Origin of the sequence: Pseudoalteromonas sp. NBT06-2 (genome assembly GCF_002276045.1) — a bacterium.
Lineage (GTDB): Bacteria > Pseudomonadota > Gammaproteobacteria > Enterobacterales > Alteromonadaceae > Pseudoalteromonas.
Map to the genome: position 1 here is coordinate 13,880 of NZ_NQMR01000060.1, position 18,167 is coordinate 32,046.

16 protein-coding genes are annotated in these 18,167 nt (G+C 36.4%); 8 read left to right on the plus strand and 8 right to left on the minus strand.

Annotated features, from left to right (window positions below; genetic code table 11):
* The first annotated feature begins 268 nt into the window (after positions 1 to 268).
* Together gnd and msrB are read left to right on the plus strand one after the other, a co-directional pair.
* Complete coding sequence (gene gnd, locus CJF42_RS12975; protein WP_095367091.1) at positions 269 to 1,642, plus strand: NADP-dependent phosphogluconate dehydrogenase; 1,374 nt, start codon at positions 269 to 271, stop codon at positions 1,640 to 1,642.
* Between the two features lie 508 nt (positions 1,643 to 2,150).
* A complete protein-coding gene (gene msrB / locus CJF42_RS12980; RefSeq protein ID WP_095367092.1) occupies positions 2,151 to 2,525 on the plus strand; it encodes a peptide-methionine (R)-S-oxide reductase MsrB in 375 nt (124 codons plus the stop codon).
* A gap of 297 nt (positions 2,526 to 2,822) precedes the next feature.
* Here msrB and CJF42_RS12985 read toward each other — a convergent pair whose 3' ends face one another.
* From CJF42_RS12985 to CJF42_RS13020, 8 genes are all read right to left on the minus strand, one after another.
* Positions 2,823 to 3,479, minus strand: a complete 657-nt coding sequence (locus CJF42_RS12985; RefSeq protein ID WP_095367093.1) for a 3-oxoacid CoA-transferase subunit B — start codon at positions 3,477 to 3,479, stop codon at positions 2,823 to 2,825.
* A gap of 18 nt (positions 3,480 to 3,497) precedes the next feature.
* A complete protein-coding gene (locus CJF42_RS12990; RefSeq protein ID WP_095367094.1) occupies positions 3,498 to 4,202 on the minus strand; it encodes a CoA transferase subunit A in 705 nt (234 codons plus the stop codon).
* A gap of 120 nt (positions 4,203 to 4,322) precedes the next feature.
* On the minus strand, positions 4,323 to 5,231 hold the full coding sequence (locus CJF42_RS12995) for a hydroxymethylglutaryl-CoA lyase (RefSeq protein WP_095367095.1): 909 nt from the start codon (positions 5,229 to 5,231) through the stop codon (positions 4,323 to 4,325).
* A 1-nt stretch (position 5,232) separates the two neighbouring features.
* Positions 5,233 to 7,191, minus strand: coding sequence for an acetyl-CoA carboxylase biotin carboxylase subunit (locus CJF42_RS13000; RefSeq protein ID WP_095367096.1), 1,959 nt, complete (start codon positions 7,189 to 7,191; stop codon positions 5,233 to 5,235).
* An 11-nt stretch (positions 7,192 to 7,202) separates the two neighbouring features.
* Positions 7,203 to 7,994, minus strand: coding sequence for an enoyl-CoA hydratase/isomerase family protein (locus CJF42_RS13005; protein WP_095367097.1), 792 nt, complete (start codon positions 7,992 to 7,994; stop codon positions 7,203 to 7,205).
* Between the two features lie 194 nt (positions 7,995 to 8,188).
* Positions 8,189 to 9,796, minus strand: coding sequence for a carboxyl transferase domain-containing protein (locus CJF42_RS13010; protein ID WP_095367098.1), 1,608 nt, complete (start codon positions 9,794 to 9,796; stop codon positions 8,189 to 8,191).
* Positions 9,797 to 9,843: 47 nt separating this feature from the next.
* A complete protein-coding gene (locus tag CJF42_RS13015; protein WP_095367099.1) occupies positions 9,844 to 11,019 on the minus strand; it encodes an isovaleryl-CoA dehydrogenase in 1,176 nt (391 codons plus the stop codon).
* A gap of 48 nt (positions 11,020 to 11,067) precedes the next feature.
* The gene (locus tag CJF42_RS13020; RefSeq protein ID WP_095367100.1) at positions 11,068 to 11,475 is read right to left on the minus strand and encodes a MerR family transcriptional regulator; all 408 of its coding nucleotides are present in this window, start codon (positions 11,473 to 11,475) and stop codon (positions 11,068 to 11,070) included.
* A 378-nt stretch (positions 11,476 to 11,853) separates the two neighbouring features.
* Here CJF42_RS13020 and CJF42_RS13025 point away from each other — a divergent pair, with 378 nt between their 5' ends.
* From CJF42_RS13025 to CJF42_RS13050, 6 genes are all read left to right on the plus strand, one after another.
* Entirely contained in the window at positions 11,854 to 13,038 is a 1,185-nt protein-coding gene (locus tag CJF42_RS13025) for a thiolase family protein (protein WP_095367101.1), read from the plus strand.
* 167 nt (positions 13,039 to 13,205) lie between these two features.
* Complete coding sequence (locus tag CJF42_RS13030; protein WP_095367102.1) at positions 13,206 to 14,363, plus strand: acyl-CoA dehydrogenase family protein; 1,158 nt, start codon at positions 13,206 to 13,208, stop codon at positions 14,361 to 14,363.
* A gap of 76 nt (positions 14,364 to 14,439) precedes the next feature.
* Entirely contained in the window at positions 14,440 to 15,216 is a 777-nt protein-coding gene (locus CJF42_RS13035) for an enoyl-CoA hydratase (RefSeq protein ID WP_095367103.1), read from the plus strand.
* A complete protein-coding gene (locus CJF42_RS13040) occupies positions 15,216 to 16,346 on the plus strand; it encodes an enoyl-CoA hydratase/isomerase family protein (RefSeq protein WP_095367104.1) in 1,131 nt (376 codons plus the stop codon). Before CJF42_RS13035 ends, CJF42_RS13040 begins: the two co-directional genes overlap by 1 nt.
* Before the next feature lie 4 nt (positions 16,347 to 16,350).
* Positions 16,351 to 17,241 (plus strand): 3-hydroxyisobutyrate dehydrogenase, encoded by an 891-nt coding sequence (mmsB, locus tag CJF42_RS13045; protein WP_095367105.1) that lies wholly within the window; start codon positions 16,351 to 16,353, stop codon positions 17,239 to 17,241.
* A gap of 1 nt (position 17,242) precedes the next feature.
* Complete coding sequence (locus CJF42_RS13050; RefSeq protein WP_095367106.1) at positions 17,243 to 18,133, plus strand: 3-hydroxyacyl-CoA dehydrogenase family protein; 891 nt, start codon at positions 17,243 to 17,245, stop codon at positions 18,131 to 18,133.
* The last annotated feature ends 34 nt before the right edge of the window (positions 18,134 to 18,167 follow it).

Here is an 18,167-nt window from a genome sequence, read left to right on the forward strand (position 1 = left end):
TTTTGACTAATTTGATAGTCGTATTATCATACTAAATGACGATTGTGATAAATTATGACACCGGTGTCATGTTTCGTCAACTGATTTGTAAATACTGTGAATTGTTCGGTGAATCACACGCTAAATTTAGCTTAATTTTAATCAAGCATTGAAAGGTGAATATAATACCCTATAATGCGCGAGTTTATCATTCAAATTATACAGAATGGTATTTTAGTTATGAAACACACTCATATATATTAATACTTTCGCTCTTCGGGAGAAATACATGCAGGTTGCATTAGTTGGTTTAGGTGTCATGGGTAAAAACCTTGCACTAAATTTAATTGAAAAAGGTGTCACTTTAGTTGCATATGACAAAAATCCAGATGCAGGAGAAGATTTACTTCGTTTAGCTAAATCTGAAAGCACTGCAGAGCGTTTACATATCGTATCTGATATCGGTGATATGGTTCGCAGACTACAAGCGCCACGTTCTATTTTATTATTAGTACCAGCCGGTGAATTAGTTGATCGTGTATGTCTCGAGCTTGTAGAAGCAGGTGTTGAAATCAATGACATGATTATCGATTGTGGTAACAGTAACTATAAGGATGGTATTTCTCGTAAACTGAAATACCAGAACAAATTTGAATTTGCCACTATGGGGATTTCTGGTGGTGCAGAAGGTGCACGTCATGGGCCTGCTATGATGGCAAGTGGTTCAGAAGGAGGTTGGGAACGTATAGAGCCCTCTTTTGAAAAAATAGCAGCAAGCTTTAACAATGAATCATGTTTTGCAAGAGTAGGGCACTCAGCAAGCGGTCACTTCGTGAAAATGGTTCATAATGGCATTGAATATTCCTTAATGCAGCTTATTGCGGAAATGTATCAACTACTTCGCGAAGGTTGTGGTAAATCGCCAAAAGAAATCGCTGACATTTTTGATACTTGGTCTGAAGGAGAATTACAAAGTTACTTATTATCAATTTCGAGCCATATTCTTAAGCTTGAAACAAATGATAATGAAGCTTTAGTTGATTTAATCGATAATAGAGTTGGTGCTAAAGGCACAGGTCTTTGGACTGCTCAAAATGCATTAGAGCTTGGTATTGCAGTACCTTCACTTGTTGCAGCTGTGCAAGCACGTCATCTTACAAATACCAAAGAAACTCATGCCGCAAAAGAAATGACTTATGCCGTTAAAAAAACAGCCAAAGTTAAGGTGGATTTAGAAGAATTAAAACAAGCCTTCCATCTTGCAAGTTTATTAGCTTACCGTCAAGGTTTAGCACTGATTAAAGGTGCATCTCGTTCACATCAGTGGAAAGTGGACCTTGCTAAAACGCTGCAAACTTGGCGAGCGGGTTGTATCATACGTGCAGATTACTTAGATCAAATAGCACAAGGTGTTGAGTTTGTAGATACACTTACAAGTGAATCAGATGCATTACGTAAAGTTTCTGGTTTAGCTATTACTTCTGGTTTAGCGTTCCCTGTTTTAACTGCCAGCCAAACATATTTAGCAACATTAACTACACCGAGTAACGGACATTTAGTTCAAGCACAAAGAGATTACTTTGGTGAGCACGGTATCAAAACACATAATGATGGCATATGTCATTTAACTGATCTTGTGGATATAGATGCTAAAGTAAGATAGTAAGTCTGCTGCGCAGCTTTGATAAGTGTACTGCGCAGTATTTAAATAAAAAAATTACCTCATATATTTCCTAAGTTGATTGTTTGATTCTGCTTACCTGATAGAATTTACACAAATATAAAAAAATGCTGAGTAAAATCTCTATCATTACATTTTATTATTCTATTTTTAATGCTCCTTATTCAATTATCGGCACTTAGTAGCCTTAATAGAAATGCCAAGTAGAACTATACCCAAGCTACTTGGAAATGCATGATTTCAGCGGGAGTTTAAATGGTCAAATACAAGACATTTATTGCAGGTAATGGTTATTCCCTTATCAACATAAACAACGCGGTAGTTGACCATTTAAAACCCGCCCGTAGGGAATTTATCAGGTAAGTAATCACTACGTTACATCAGTTTGAAAGGCAATAAGCATTCCTAAAATGATGTGCCTTGTGCTAACTCACCTTATAAATTCTGAAACAAGCATTATCAAGTGGCTTGGGTATATAAAGAGAAAGCGATGAAAACATGTTGGACAAAACATTTAACACAAGAGCAAAAAGCAGTGTGTGAACATGGCGGTACAGAGTATCCACATACAGGTGAATATAATAATCATTTTGAAAAAGGTGTATATGCGTGTATTTGCTGTAAACTACCATTATTTGATGGTGATAGTAAATTTAAAACGGGTTGTGGTTGGCCCGCATTTGTAAAACCGTTTGATAATGCTGTAAAGTATTTAGTTGATGAAACACATGGCATGAAGCGTACTGAAGTCCGCTGTAATAAATGTGATTCACATCTTGGTCACGTGTTTGATGATGGTCCTACAGAAGAAGGGACTCGATATTGTATTAATTCTATTTGTTTAAGCTTTGATAATTATAATTAAAATTAAAATTAAAATTAAAATTAAACAAATAAAAAATCCCTCGCTAAAGGGATTTTGGGGTTTCTCAACATCTGTGACGTTGGGAATGAGGTAGGTATATTCGTTCAGTTATAATACCAGTTCCAATAAATATATGATCATTCTAAATGCTCTAAATATACAATAGCTGCGTTGCTTTCAATCCTATTGCTCAATCAAGCACCTTACTCTTGAAAATATATCCTCATTTATATTTAACCACTAACTTAATAGAATTGTTATAAACAGAACGATAAATATTGTTAGGTTACAGCTTTGTTAAAGAGTCATTTCAGGGATTTCACCCTCAATAATCAATTTACCTGCTGTTTTCTCAATGATCTCGTCAACTGGTACACCGGGTGCTCTTTCTAATAAATAAAATGCACCGCCTTTAACTTCTAAAACAGCTAAATCAGTTACTATCTTTTTAACACAGTTAACGCCAGTTAAAGGTAATGTACAAGATTCTAATAACTTAGATTCACCATGTTTGTTAGCATGTGTCATGGTTACTATGATATTTTGTGCACCTGCAACTAAGTCCATAGCGCCGCCCATACCTTTGATTAGCTTTTTAGGTATCATCCAAGAAGCGATAGAACCATTCTGATCAACTTCAAAAGCACCTAGTACAGTTAAGTCTACGTGACCACCACGTATCATTGCAAAGCTTTCGGCACTATTAAATATTGCCGCACCTATGGATGCTGTAACGGTTTCTTTACCTGCGTTGATCATATCTGCATCAACTTTGTCTTCTGTTGGGAATTGGCCCATGCCTAAAAGACCATTTTCAGATTGTAACATTACTTCAATATCATCAGATACATAGTTAGCAACTAGGGTAGGGATCCCGATTCCTAAATTGACGTAATAACCATCTTGTAATTCTTGTGCAACACGTTTAGCAACTTGCTCTCTTGATAAAGCCATTATATTTCTCCGTATTGCTTAAGTTGAAGGACGTGTAGTGACACGTTCGATACGTTTTTCGAATGAACCTTTGATAACCCGATTGACGTAGATACCCGGTGTATGAATTTCACTTGGCGCTAACTCTCCAGGTTCTACAATTTCTTCGACTTCAACAACTGTGATTTTACCAGCTGTTGCGGCCATAGGATTGAAATTCATTGCCGTATGACGAAAAACTAAATTACCGTATCTATCAGCTTTCCATGCCTTAATAATTGCAAATTCACCTGTGATTGACTCTTCTAAAATATATGGGCGACCATTAAATTCTTTTACTTCTTTATCTTCAGCAATGGGTGTACCGTAACCTGTTGCTGTGTAAAACCCTGGGATACCTGCACCGCCAGCACGCATTTTTTCAGCTAAAGTACCTTGGGGTGTTAATTCAACATCAATTTCACCACTGAGTAATTGTTGTTCAAAAAGTGCATTTTCACCCACATAAGAAGCGATAATTTTTTTAATTTGTTTATCTTGTAACAAGATCCCTAAACCAAAATCATCTACACCACAGTTATTTGAAACAAGGGTTAAATCTTTAGTACCTTGTTTTTTTATTTCAGCTATTAAGCCTTCAGGAATACCACATAAACCGAAACCACCGGCAATTACTGTATCGCCATCTTTAAGACCTTGCATGGCCTCTTCATAACTAGAAACTACTTTATCGAAACCTGCCATTTGGGCGTGCTCCCTTAATTTGATTGATGTTATACCCGTAGCCTTTAAAACACGAGTATATTATTACTAAAAAATAATACTCAAATTTAATTCATTGAGAATAGTAAATTGTGAAATTCACTATGACTCATTTTCTTGTATTGCTAGTGAAACTTTACTTGCTGGTACTTTATTTAATGCGTTAGATATTTGCCAACCTGCTTTCGAGAGCCTTTTTATATCAATATTGCTATTAATGCCAAGTCCATTAAGCATATAAATTAAGTCTTCAGTGGCAACATTTCCTGACGCACCTTTAGCATAAGGACAGCCACCTAAACCAGCTACAGCTGCGTCAACAGTGGCTATACCAAGCTTTAGAGCGGCGTAAATATTTGTCAACGCTTGACCATATGTATCATGAAAATGTACAGCAAGCTTATTTGCTGGTATTTCTTTTAGCAAAGCTGTAATTAATTCTTCTGTTTTACCAGGGGTACCTACACCCACAGTATCGCCAAGGCTTATTTCATAACAGCCTATATCGAGCAGCATTTTTGACACTCTAACGACCTCTGAAATATCAACATCGCCTTGATATGGGCATCCCATCACGCAGCTTACATATCCTCGGACTTTAATGTTATGTTCATTTGAAAATGACATAATTTCTTTAAAGCGTTCAATGCTTTCGTCAATTGAGCAATTTATGTTTTTTTGGCAAAACGCTTCACTTGCAGCTGTAAAAATAGCAAACTCTTTAATGCCAGCGTCAAATGCAAGTTGTGCACCTTTTAGGTTTGGCGTTAATGCGCTAAATTCAGCCGTGCTATGATCTAAAGATTCAATGACAAGTTTAGAATCTGCCATTTGAGGCACCCATTTTGGGGATACAAATGCGCCAGCTTCGATGTGTTTTACACCCGCTTCTACTAAAGCTTGAATTAAAGTTATTTTATCTTCGGTTGATACTTTGGCTTCATTTTGTAAGCCATCTCTAGCGCCTACTTCAACAACTTTAACAAAAGAGGGTAAAAGTGATTGCGACATGTTAACCACCTTCTTGAGATACGATGGCGAGTAGATCACCGTGCGATACTAATTCACCTTCATCAAAACAAAAACTGGTAAGTTTACCGTTATAAGGTGCTGTTAATGTATATTCCATTTTCATGGCTTCTATCACAACAATAGCATCACCTTTTTCAACTACAGTATCAAGTTCTAATAAATGTTTTACAACGGTACCGTTTAAAGGTGCAGCTAAAGATGCATCATCATTTTCAACATTACTAACATAATGTTTGTCTTTTAATTGATATATGTGTGTTGTTGCTAAATACATAAGCTCAATTTTCTTGTGATCTAATACATAATTAGCAGTGTATTTAACACCGTCAATATTGGCATTGATATGTTGTTCATTAATGTAGATATCAGCTGTGATCGTTTGACCATCAATATTTAAGCTATAACTTGAACCATTACATACAGCAGTTATATCAGATAAGTCTGTAAATGGTATTTTGATATTATTTTCTTGGTTTAACCTAAAGCCTTGTTGCTTATTCCATGCAGAACCACAATTTAGGTTTTTAATTGAATCAAGGTATAAAAGGCTTGCAAGAATATTACAGATTTTAAGATCAGTATTATCAGCTTGTACTAATTCATCTTGGTTGTCATCAATAAAATGTGTATCAGGTTGTGTTTTCACAAAACCATCGTGACTAGCTAAGTTATGTAGGAAAGAAACATTGCAATAAAAACCTGCTAAATGAAACTCTTCTAGTGCGGATTGTAATCTTTTAATTGCTAAATCACGGGTTTCATCCCAAACAATCAGTTTTGCAATCATAGGGTCGTAGAAACTACTAATTTCACTTGCGGTTTTTACACCAGTATCAATACGTACATGCCTTGATTCTAAAGGAGTAGAAAGTAATTTTATAATACCTGAACAAGGCATAAAGTCAGCAGAAGGGTTTTCTGCATAGATACGCGCTTCTAAAGAGTGCCCTGTTAAATTAATATCGCCTTGTCTTAATGCTAACGTTTCGTTTGAAGCAACACGAATTTGCCATTCAACTAAATCAACACCGGTTACCATTTCTGTTACAGGGTGTTCCACTTGTAGACGCGTATTCATTTCCATGAAGAAAAATTCGTCTCCACATAATAAAAACTCTACAGTGCCTGCACCTTGATAATCTATTGCCTGGGCACACCTTACGGCTGCTTCACCCATTTCTTTTCTTAGTGAATCAGATAGTTGTGGAGCTGGAGCTTCTTCGATTACTTTTTGGTGACGACGTTGTAAAGAGCAATCTCTGTCGCCTAAGTAAACACAGTTACCATGGCTATCAGCAAAAATTTGTACTTCAACATGACGAGGTTTGGTAACATATCTTTCAAGTAACATTTGGTCATTACCAAAACCAGAAATTGCTTCACGTTTTGCCGAAGCTAACATAGATATAAACTCATCTGATGAATTTACGATACGCATGCCTTTACCACCACCGCCAAATGCAGCTTTAATCAAAATTGGATAACCCATTTTATTTGCTTCATCAAACAAAAAAGTTGCATCTTGATTTTTACCATAATAACCAGGTACTAATGGCACATTTGCCTCGGCCATAATTTCTTTAGAGCGTGATTTTGAGCCCATAGCTTCAATTGCAGACTCTGGTGGACCAACAAACGCAATACCGTTTTCTTTACATAGGCGAGAAAATTCACAGTTTTCTGATAAAAACCCGTATCCTGGATGTATGCAATCAGCTCCCGAACGTTTAGCTACTTCAATAATTTTATTTGAAACTAAATATGAATCTTTACTTGGTGCAGGGCCTATATGGTACGCTTCGTCAGCCTGTTGTACATGTAAAGAATTTTTGTCTGCGTCAGAATATACAGCAACGGTTTTCAAACCTAAACGCTTTGCTGTTTTAATAACGCGGCATGCGATTTCACCACGGTTTGCAATTAGTATTTTTTTTAACATTGTTAATTACCTTATTGTGCTGAATCGTTGTTGTTTGGTGTTTGCCAATTGGGTAAGCGCTTTTCAAAAAATGCACTTAAACCTTCTTGCCCTTCTACTGATACACGAATTGAAGCGATACGTTCAGCTGTTAAATCCTGTAATTCTTTAGTAATTTCTTTATTTGCAACATCTTCAATGAGTTCTTTTGCTGCAATGACTGCTTTTGGACTGTTGTTTAAGATATTTTTCACAGTGTCTTTAACTGAAGTTTCAAGTTTATCTGTAATTTCATGGATTAGGCCAAGATCTAATGCTTTATCAGCTTTAAATACCTCAGCAGTTAAAAAATAACGGCGAGATTGCCTTTCACCAATTGCTTTTATGACATAAGGGCTAATAACAGCAGGAATCAAGCCCAACTTAACTTCACTTAAGCAAAACTTAGTATCTGGACTTGCAAATGCAATATCACAGCAGGCTATTAAACCTAAAGCCCCCCCAAATGCAGCACCTTGTACTTGGCAAATAGTTGGCATAGGACATGTTGCTAAGGTATGCATTAATTTTGCTAATTGTTGAGAATCAGCAAAATTATCATCGAAGTTATTACCAGCCATTGACTTCATCCAGCCTAAGTCTGCACCAGCAGAAAAATGACGACCTTCACTTTTTAAAACTAATACACTGACTTGTTCTTCACATGCTTGCGTGATGACATCTATTAGTTGAATTATTGTAATGTCATCAAATGCATTATGAACTTGTGGGCGATTTAAAGTGACTGTTGCTACTTTATTAGAAATCGTTAAATTTACAGACATAATATTTCCTATAGATTTGCTTAGCATCTCTATAAAGGCCACCTAAGTGGCGTTATCGAACAGGATAATAAAAATAAAGACTAAAAAAGAACATTATAGTTATTACCTGATGGAGAAACAAAATTAAAATTTTGTAAAGCCATTAATAAAATTTGCCACGTAGTGGCCATAATAAACCTGATAAGCAGATTTATTTACATACGAAATACGCCAAAATTAGACTCTTTGTCAGGTGCATTTTTAGATGCGCTTAAAGCAAGCCCTAAAACGTGTCGGGTTTGGGCTGGGTCAATAATACCATCATCCCATAAGCGGGCACTGGCATAATACGGATGACCTTGCTCTTCATATTGTTCGATGATAGGTTTTTTAAAGTCAGTGATTTCTTGTTCTGACATAGAAGCACCTTTTCGTGCCAACCCATCTTGTTTTACTTGCGTAAGAACACCTGCTGCTTGTTCACCACCCATTACTGAGATACGAGAATTTGGCCACATCCACATCATGGTTGGCTCAAATGCTCGACCACACATGCCATAGTTACCTGCACCATATGAACCTCCAATTAATACAGTGAACTTAGGCACATCGGCACAAGAAACAGCCATCACCATTTTTGCGCCATGTTTTGCGATGCCTTCAGCTTCATATTTTTTACCAACCATAAAGCCCGTAATGTTTTGTAAAAATACTAAAGGGATCTTTCTTTGTGCACATAATTGAATAAAGTGAGCACCTTTTTGTGCTGATTCTGAGAATAAGATACCGTTGTTTGCAACTATCCCTACTGGCATACCATAAATTTTGGCAAAACCACATACTAAGGTATCACCGAAGTACTTTTTAAATTCATCAAATGCTGAATCATCAACTGTACGTGCAATTACATCTCGCACATCAAATGGTTTTTTAAGATCAGTACCCACAATGCCATAAATCTCAGAGGCATCATAACGAGGTGGTTTTATCTCATCTAATAAAGGGGCTGTAGGGCAATTGTGATTTATGCGTTCGATACACTGTCGTGCAATTGATAAAGCATGTTCGTCATTATCAGCATAATGATCGGCAACACCTGATACTTTACAATGGACATCTGCGCCACCTAAATCCTCTGCAGACACAACTTCACCTGTTGCAGCTTTAACTAAAGGCGGACCGGCTAAAAATATCGTACCTTGATCTTTTACTATTATGCTTTCGTCTGCCATAGCTGGTACGTATGCACCACCGGCAGTACATAAACCCATAACTACAGCAATTTGTGGAATACCTTTACCTGACATACGTGCTTGGTTATAAAAAATACGGCCAAAATGTAATTTGTCAGGGAAAACTTCATCTTGCTCTGGTAAGTTTGCACCTCCTGAATCGACAAGGTATATACATGGCAAATGGCATTGCTCAGCAATATCTTGCGCGCGTAGATGTTTTTTAACAGTCAGCGGAAAATATGTGCCACCTTTAACAGTAGCATCATTGGCAATGATCATACATTCAATGCCTTTAACACGAGCAATACCAGCAACAATACCTGCACAAGCGATATCTTGCTCATAAACGCCATGTGCTGCAAATTGAGATATTTCTAAAAAAGGAGACCCTTCATCAATTAAAGTATCAATACGGTCACGTACAAACATTTTTCCGCGACCTTGATGTCTTTCAATTAAAGCATCACCACCACCTTTAATAAATTTGGCTGTATGTTTATGAAGATCCGCTACTAATTCACGCATTGCAGCTTGTTTTTCAACAAAAACTGGATCGTGACTGTTAATTTGAGATTTTAAAATTGTCATATTTTCCCCTGAACTTGTTTGCTAATTTAGTTATGTGAATTTGAGATCTAACGACTTTCACTAAATAATTCACGACCAATTAGCATACGACGAATTTCAGAAGTCCCTGCACCGATTTCATATAGTTTTGCATCACGTAATAAACGACCCGCAGAAAATTCGTTTATGTAGCCATTGCCACCTAAAATTTGAATTGCATCCAATGCCATTTTTGTTGCAAGTTCTGCAGCATATAGAATAACACCAGCTGCATCTTTTCGGGTTGTTTCGCCACGATCACATGACTTAGCTACAGTATAAACATAACTACGAGCAGCATTCATTTGTGAATACATATCTGCAATTTTACCCTGGATTAGTTGGAACTTACCAATTTGTGTATCAAACTGTTTTCGCTCATGTATATAAGGAACTACTAAATCCATACATGCTTGCATAATGCCTAAACACCCACCCGAAAGCACAACACGTTCGTAATCCAAACCACTCATTAGTACTTTAACGCCTTGGTTCAGCTCGCCTAGGATATTTTCTTGTGGTACTTCACAATCTACAAATACAAGTTCACATGTATTTGACCCACGCATACCTAATTTGTCTAATTTTTGTGCTTGAGTAAAACCTGGGAAATCACGCTCAACAATAAACGCTGTAATGCCTTTTGAATGTGCTTGCATATCTGTTTTAGCATAAACAACATAAGTACTTGCATCAGGGCCATTGGTGATCCACATTTTATTTCCGTTTAAAATGTACTTATCACCTTTTTTCTCAGCTTTAAGTTTCATTGAAACTACATCTGAACCTGCATTTGGTTCACTCATTGCTAATGCACCAATATGTTCACCACTGATTAACTTAGGTAAGTATTTTTCTTTTTGAGCTTGGTTACCGTTACGGAAGATTTGATTTACACATAAGTTAGAGTGTGCGCCGTAGCTTAAACCAATAGATGCACTTGCGCGGCTGATTTCTTCAACAGCTAATACATGCTCTAAATAACCTAGACCTGAACCACCAAATTCTTCACTAACAGTGATCCCTAATAAACCCATTTCACCTAGTTTTGGCCAAAGATCATTTGGAAATTCGTTATCGACATCTGTTTTTTCTGCAATCGGTGCAATTTCACTAGAGGCGAAAGAGTTAACATGATCTTTTATCATGTCTGCGGTTTCGCCTAAACCAAAGTTAAGTTCTTTATATAGAGATATTGTGCTCATGATATGTCCTGTAATGTGTTAGCAACTTAAATTAATTAAGTATTTGGTTTAGTCTTTTAAATTCTTTAAAGTATCGCGACAACGTTTTTCTGCTGTTACTAATTCCATTAGTACAACTTTAATATCATCCATTTGTTGTGTTAGGTGTACTTTTTTATCTTGAATAAGCTCCAGCATGATGTTTAATTGGTTTTCGCTTGATTTATCTGCATCATACAGTTCAAATAAACGTCCGGTTTCAGCCAAAGTGAAGCCGAGTCTTTTTCCGCGTAATATTAATTTAAGGCGCACTTTATCTCTTTTAGTATAAATACGTGTTTGGCCATTCCTTCTTGGTGATATAAGGCCTTGGTCTTCATAAAAACGAATACTACGAGTCGTAATATCAAATTCTTTTGATAGGTCACTGATGCTATATGTTTCTTCTGAGTTCTGTTCGTAGATGTCTTCGTTCATAAAATGTACCTTGATTTAGCATCTCGTATTTTCAATATAATATAAGTGAAGTTTACGTAAAGGTAAAGCTGCGGTGTTATGTAAATGTAAAAAAGTAAGCTAAAGAAGTATATAAATCTGTATAGATACTGTTGATTATTGTTATGCCAAGTTATGACCAGCAATAATTTATTTTTAATTTGATATTTTAAAGAAAACCTAATAGTACTGTTTTTCTAATAGGAAAAAACTGGAAAGATAAGTTGTCAATTAAATTTAGATTTTAAAAAATTTTGATTAAAGAATCATTGGTTGACGTTGGCGTAAACGTCAATATTGTGTATGCTCATACAATATTAATATTAATTTTAATAAACTCGATTAAAAGAGAGCGATTATATGTCTGTTGAAGATCCTATTGTTATTGTTAGCGCTAAACGTACACCTATGGGTGGATTTATGGGGGCTTTAAGTGGTGCCGATGCAACTGATTTAGGTGCTACGGCTATAAAAAGTGCTGTTGCAAATGCTAGATTAGCATCAAGTGACATTGATGAAGTTGTAATGGGTTGTGTTTTACCAGCAGGCTTAGGTCAGGCACCAGCACGTCAAGCTACATTAAAAGCAGGCCTAGCTCAAAAAACTGGTGCTACGACAATCAATAAAGTATGTGGTTCAGGTATAAAAGCAACAATGTTAGCCCATGATCTTATAAAAGCAGACAGTATCGAAGTTGCAATAGCAGGTGGCATGGAAAGTATGTCAAATGCGCCATATTTTTTACCTAAAGCGCGTGGCGGTTTCAGAATGGGCCATGGTGAAATTAAAGATCATATGATGGCTGATGGTCTTGAAGATGCTTATGAAAATAAAGCTATGGGCTGTTTTGCGCAAGATACAGCGAATGATTATAAGTTAACACGCGAAGATATGGATACTTTTGCTATATCATCTCTTAAAAAAGCACAAGCTGCGATAGAAGCGGGTGATTTTGATAATGAAATAGAACCTTTTATTGTTAAAAGCCGCCGAGGTGATACTACAGTGACTATTGATGAAGGCCCAGGTAACGCAAGAATTGATAAAATTCCAACCCTAAGAGCTGCATTTGCAAAAGACGGTACAATTACAGCAGCGAATTCTTCATCTATCTCCGATGGTGCAGCTGCTTTAGTATTAATGAAAGAGTCAAAGGCTAAAGAAAAAGGTCTAACCCCTTTATGTCGTATTAAAGCACACGCTACGCATTCTCAAGCTCCTGCTGAATTCACTGTTGCTCCTATTGGCGCAATAAATAAAGTTCTTGAAAAAACAGGATGGGAATTAAACGATGTTGATTTATGGGAAATTAATGAAGCATTTGCCATGGTAACTATGCTAGCGATTAATGAACTTAAGTTAGATGAAAGTAAAGTTAATATAAATGGTGGTGCTTGTGCATTAGGTCATCCTATTGGTGCTAGTGGCGCACGTATTTTAGTTACTCTTATTCATGCATTGCGCAATAAAGAATTAAGAAAAGGTGTTGCTACATTGTGTATTGGTGGTGGTGAAGCTGTTGCAATGGCAGTAGAAGTTGTTTAATTAATTAAAAGGCGCTTTTAAAGCGCCTTTTCAGTATTTATATCTAAGTAATTAAGCTTACATATAAATATTTGAGAAAACCAATTTAAGCAATAAAAAAACTTAATTTGGTCGTATTCACTAATAGTAAAACATATTAGTTTTAAAAGTATAAAAATGAGAACCTTATGAATTTCAATTTATCTGAAGATCAAATCGCATTCGCAGAAACTGCTCGTCAATTTGCTTTAACAGAAATGCTACCAAATGCAGCAAAATGGGATGCTGAACATATTTTTCCAAAAGATGTAATTCAAGCTGCAGGTGAACTTGGTTTTTGTGGTCTTTATACACCTGAAGCAGCGGGTGGATTGGGCCTTTCACGTTTAGATTCAAGTATTATTTTTGAACAACTCGCAATGGGGTGTACAGCTACTACAGCAATGTTGACGATTCACAATATGGCTACTTGGATGATTGCTAGCTTTGGTACACAAGAAATAAAAGAGCAATTATGTAACGAGCTTGTAATGGGTGTAAAACTAGCCTCATATTGTTTAACAGAGCCTGGTTCCGGTTCTGACGCGGCATCTTTAAGAACTAAAGCAATATCTGACGGAGACGATTACATAATCAATGGTTCAAAAATGTTTATCTCAGGTGCAGGTGAAACTGATGTTTTAGTTGTTATGGTACGTACTGGTGAAGCCGGTCCAAAAGGTATTTCAGCTGTTGTTGTGCCTGCAGACGCACTCGGTGTTATCTATGGTAAAGCAGAAGAAAAAATGGGTTGGAATGCTCAGCCTACACGTTTAGTTACTTTTGAAAATGTAAGAATACCAAAATCACATTTATTAGGTAATGAAGGTGATGGTTTCACTTTTGCGATGCAAGGTCTTGATGGTGGCAGAATCAATATTGCTACGTGTTCAATTGGTACTGCTCAGCAAGCTTTAAATACTGCTACAGAATATATGAAAGAGCGAGAGCAATTTGGTAAACCACTTGCTGCATTTCAAGCGTTACAATTCAAACTTGCTGATATGGCAACAGAACTTGTAGCTGCACGTCAAATGGTACGTTTAGCCGCATTTAAATTAGACACTAAAGATCCAGAAAAAACAGCATATTGTGCAATGGCAAAACGTTTTGCAACTGATATCGGTTTTACAGTATGTGATGAAGCATTACAGCTTCATGGTGGTTATGGTTATATCAAAGAGTATCCATTAGAACGTCATGTAAGAGATGTTCGTGTTCATAAAATTTTAGAAGGTACTAACGAAATAATGCGCTTGATCATAGCCCGTCGCTTATTAGCTGATGGTGCAGGTGATATTTTATAACAATGAGTAAGTAACTCAATTGTGAAAAATTGGCATGGATTGTATCGATGCCTAGATAAAATTAAGGATTAAAAATATGTCAGCTCAAATTAAACTTGAAAAACAAGATCATATCGCAATTTTAACGATGTCTAATCCACCAGCAAATACATGGACTCGCGATACGTTAGTTGCTTTAAAAGAGTTAGTTCTAGAATTAAACTCGGATAAAAATATATATTCACTTGTGATCACAGGCGAAGGTGAAAAATTCTTTAGTGCTGGTGCTGACTTAAACGTATTTGCGTCGGGTGATAAAGGTGTAGCAGCTGAGATGTCATTTGTATTTGGTCAAGCATTTGAAACTTTATCAGATTTTAGAGGTGTTTCCATTGCGGCTATTAATGGTTTTGCAATGGGCGGAGGTTTAGAAGTTGCTTTAGCATGTGATATTAGAATTTTAGAACAACAAGCACAAGTTGCATTACCTGAAGCAAAAGTTGGTTTATTACCTTGTGCTGGTGGAACTCAAAATTTAGCAACGTTAGTTGGTGAAGGATGGGCAAAACGTATGATTTTATGTGGTGAGAGATTAAAAGCCGATAAAGCGCTACAAATTGGTTTAGTTGAAGAAGTTGTTGAAACGGGAACTTCATTACAGCACGCACTTGTACTAGCTAAAAAAGTTGAAGACCAAAGTCCTGTTGCTGTTTCTGCATGTAAAACACTCATTCAGCAAGGCCGTTCTGGTTCAACTCGTGGTGCTTTACCACTAGAGCGTGAAATGTTTGTAACTTTATTTGATACCAAAGATCAAAAAGAGGGTGTTCAGGCATTTTTAGAAAAGCGAAAAGCGAACTGGGTGAATGCCTAATGAGCTGCGTTTTATTTAAGGAGTTAGAGTCTGCGTGCGGCTTAAAAATTGGTATTGCTACTCTGAACTCTGAAAAATCACTTAATGCGTTAAACATGGATATGATCCAACTATTAACGCCGCAACTACAAAAATGGAAAGATGATGACTCAATCGCCTTAGTATTATTAGAAGGTGCCGGAGAAAAATCATTTTGTGCAGGAGGTGATGTTGTAAGCTTATATAAAGCAATGGCAACTGTAAAAAATGGTAAAATCGATCCAACAGATTATATCGAAAATTTTTTTACAGCAGAGTATAAATTAGATTACCTCATTCACCGTTTTGAAAAACCAGTCTTATTATGGGGGAATGGCATCATAATGGGTGGGGGATTAGGTATAATGGCAGGTGCAAGCCATAAAGTAGTGACAGAAAGTGCACGAATAGCCATGCCAGAAATCACAATTGGTTTATATCCTGATGTAGGAGGGAGTTTTTTCTTAAATAAAATGCCAGATCAAGTAGGTTTATTTTTAGGATTAACAGGTGCTTCTATGAATTGTGAAGATGCTCGATTTGTTGGTCTTGCAGATTATTACGTTAAACATAATTTTAAAGCAGACTTAATTGAGAAGTTACTTTTAACTAAATGGGGAAAAACCAAGTCACTAAATCACGATAAATTAAGTGAAGTCCTTCAAAGTTTCCAAAATACTTCAGGAAAACCGCCCATTTCTGAAGTTAAAAACCATATTGAAAAAATTTCTGATATGTCTGGCTTTAATAGTTTAATTGAAAAAGTTGATTACTTATTAAGTATCGAAATCGAAGATAAGTGGTTCAATCGTGCGCAAAAAGGCTTAAGTCATGGCAGCCCATTAAGCGCTCACTTAGTATTTCAGCAACTAAAACATGCTAAAGGTTTAAGTTTAGGTGATTGCTTTAGACAAGAGTTATCTATGTCTGTGCAATGTGGCCGTTTTGGTGAGTTTAAAGAAGGTGTTCGTGCCTTACTAATAGACAAAGACGGTAAACCCAATTGGAAATTCTCCAATTTAAATTTAGTACCACAAGAGTATGTAGCACCATTTTTTGAATCTTTATGGGATAAAAATACGCATCCATTAGCAACATTAGGAAAGGAATAATAACATGGCAAATATCGGATTTATTGGTTTAGGTAACATGGGTGGCCCGATGGCTGCTAATTTAGTCAAAGCGGGTCACACTGTTACTGTTTTTGATCTTAGCCTAGATGCTATGAAGACATTATCTGATGCTGGTGCAAAAATAGCTGAGTACGTGAATGACTGTGCTATTGATAAAGATTATGTCATTAGTATGTTACCTGCAGGTAAACATGTTAAAGGTTTGTATCTTGGCGAGTCTGGTTTAATCTCTGTATTAGATAATAAAACGCAAGTAATTGACTGTAGTACGATTGATGCACAATCGGCACGCATTGTAGGTGAAGGGTTAAGCAAAGCGGGTATTAGTTTTGTAGATGCGCCTGTTTCAGGTGGTACAGCTGGTGCGACTAACGGCACTTTAACTTTTATTGTAGGTGCACGTAAAGACGATTTTTCAAAAGCCGAAACAGTATTAAAAGACATGGGAAAAAACATATTCCATGCTGGTGATATTGGTGCAGGCCAAGTTGCAAAAATTTGTAATAATATGCTGTTAAGTGTATTAATGGCAGGAACCAGTGAGGCATTACAAATGGGTATAGATAATGGCTTAGACCCTAAAGTGTTATCAGATATTATGCTGCAAAGCTCGGGTCGTAACTGGACTTTAGAGTTATATAATCCGTGTCCTGATGTATTAGACAATGTACCATCTTCTAATGACTACAAGGGTGGCTTTATGGTTGATTTAATGGCTAAAGATTTGGGTCTCGCTATGGACGCTGCCAATCATAGTAACTCTAGTACACCTATGGGCGCACTTGCTAAAAATCTTTATAACTTAATGCAAAATCAAGATATGGGTTCTCAAGATTTTTCTTCGATTTTCAAATTATTTTCAAAAGCAGAATAAAATGAAACAGATTTCAGTAATAGGTTCAGGCACTATGGGTAATGGTATTGCTCATGTATTTGCTCAAAATGGTTTTAAAGTGAATTTAGTTGATATTTCACAAGATGCACTGGATAAAGCGTTACTCACAATTGGTAAAAACTTGGACCGTCAAGTTAAGAAAGAAGCAATAACTGCACAAACTAAAATAGATACTTTAAATAACATTACAACTTTTACCCAAATGAAAGAAGGTGTTGAATCTTCTGATTTAGTTGTTGAAGCTGCCACAGAAAATCCAGATATTAAATTAAGTATTTTTAAAGAGCTAGATGAACTTTGTAAAGATGACGCTATTTTAGCTTCTAATACATCATCAATTTCAATTACAAAAATTGCGAGTGTAACTAACCGCCCAGAAAAAGTAATTGGCATGCATTTTATGAATCCTGTGCCAGTTATGAAATTAGTTGAAGTGATAAATGGTTATCTAACATCTATCGAAACAACAAATTGCATTATTTCTTTGTGCGAGCACCTAAGTAAAACGGCTGTACCTGCTAATGATTATCCTGGATTTGTTGCTAACAGAATCTTAATGCCAATGATCAATGAAGCCATTTTATCACTTCAAAATGGTGTTGCAGGTGTTAACGAAATAGACCAAATTATGAAACTTGGCATGGCACATCCTATGGGGCCATTACAGCTTGCAGATTTTATTGGTTTAGATGTATGTTTATATATTATGCGTGTACTACAAGACGGTTTAGGAGATGATAAATACGCTCCTGCGCCATTACTTGTCAATATGGTAACAGCAGGGCATATGGGCTCTAAATCTGGTAATGGCTTTTATGATTGGTCAAATGGAATAAAAGATTTAAAAGTCTCAAAACAGTTTACCAATTAAAAACGAAAAAATTTTAATAAGTTTAAAAGCCTTA

Coding starts and splice junctions, on each gene's coding strand:
- CJF42_RS13050 (WP_095367106.1), top strand. CDS start 17,243: ATGAAACAGATTTCAGTAATAGGTTCAGGCACTATGGGTAATGGTATT.
- CJF42_RS13005 (WP_095367097.1), bottom strand. CDS start 7,994: ATGTCTGTAAATTTAACGATTTCTAATAAAGTAGCAACAGTCACTTTA.
- CJF42_RS12990 (WP_095367094.1), bottom strand. CDS start 4,202: ATGGCAGGTTTCGATAAAGTAGTTTCTAGTTATGAAGAGGCCATGCAA.
- CJF42_RS13040 (WP_095367104.1), top strand. CDS start 15,216: ATGAGCTGCGTTTTATTTAAGGAGTTAGAGTCTGCGTGCGGCTTAAAA.
- CJF42_RS13030 (WP_095367102.1), top strand. CDS start 13,206: ATGAATTTCAATTTATCTGAAGATCAAATCGCATTCGCAGAAACTGCT.
- CJF42_RS13000 (WP_095367096.1), bottom strand. CDS start 7,191: ATGTTAAAAAAAATACTAATTGCAAACCGTGGTGAAATCGCATGCCGC.
- CJF42_RS13025 (WP_095367101.1), top strand. CDS start 11,854: ATGTCTGTTGAAGATCCTATTGTTATTGTTAGCGCTAAACGTACACCT.
- gnd (WP_095367091.1), top strand. CDS start 269: ATGCAGGTTGCATTAGTTGGTTTAGGTGTCATGGGTAAAAACCTTGCA.
- CJF42_RS13020 (WP_095367100.1), bottom strand. CDS start 11,475: ATGAACGAAGACATCTACGAACAGAACTCAGAAGAAACATATAGCATC.
- CJF42_RS13015 (WP_095367099.1), bottom strand. CDS start 11,019: ATGAGCACAATATCTCTATATAAAGAACTTAACTTTGGTTTAGGCGAA.
- CJF42_RS13010 (WP_095367098.1), bottom strand. CDS start 9,796: ATGACAATTTTAAAATCTCAAATTAACAGTCACGATCCAGTTTTTGTT.
- CJF42_RS12985 (WP_095367093.1), bottom strand. CDS start 3,479: ATGGCTTTATCAAGAGAGCAAGTTGCTAAACGTGTTGCACAAGAATTA.
- mmsB (WP_095367105.1), top strand. CDS start 16,351: ATGGCAAATATCGGATTTATTGGTTTAGGTAACATGGGTGGCCCGATG.
- CJF42_RS13035 (WP_095367103.1), top strand. CDS start 14,440: ATGTCAGCTCAAATTAAACTTGAAAAACAAGATCATATCGCAATTTTA.
- CJF42_RS12995 (WP_095367095.1), bottom strand. CDS start 5,231: ATGTCGCAATCACTTTTACCCTCTTTTGTTAAAGTTGTTGAAGTAGGC.
- msrB (WP_095367092.1), top strand. CDS start 2,151: ATGAAAACATGTTGGACAAAACATTTAACACAAGAGCAAAAAGCAGTG.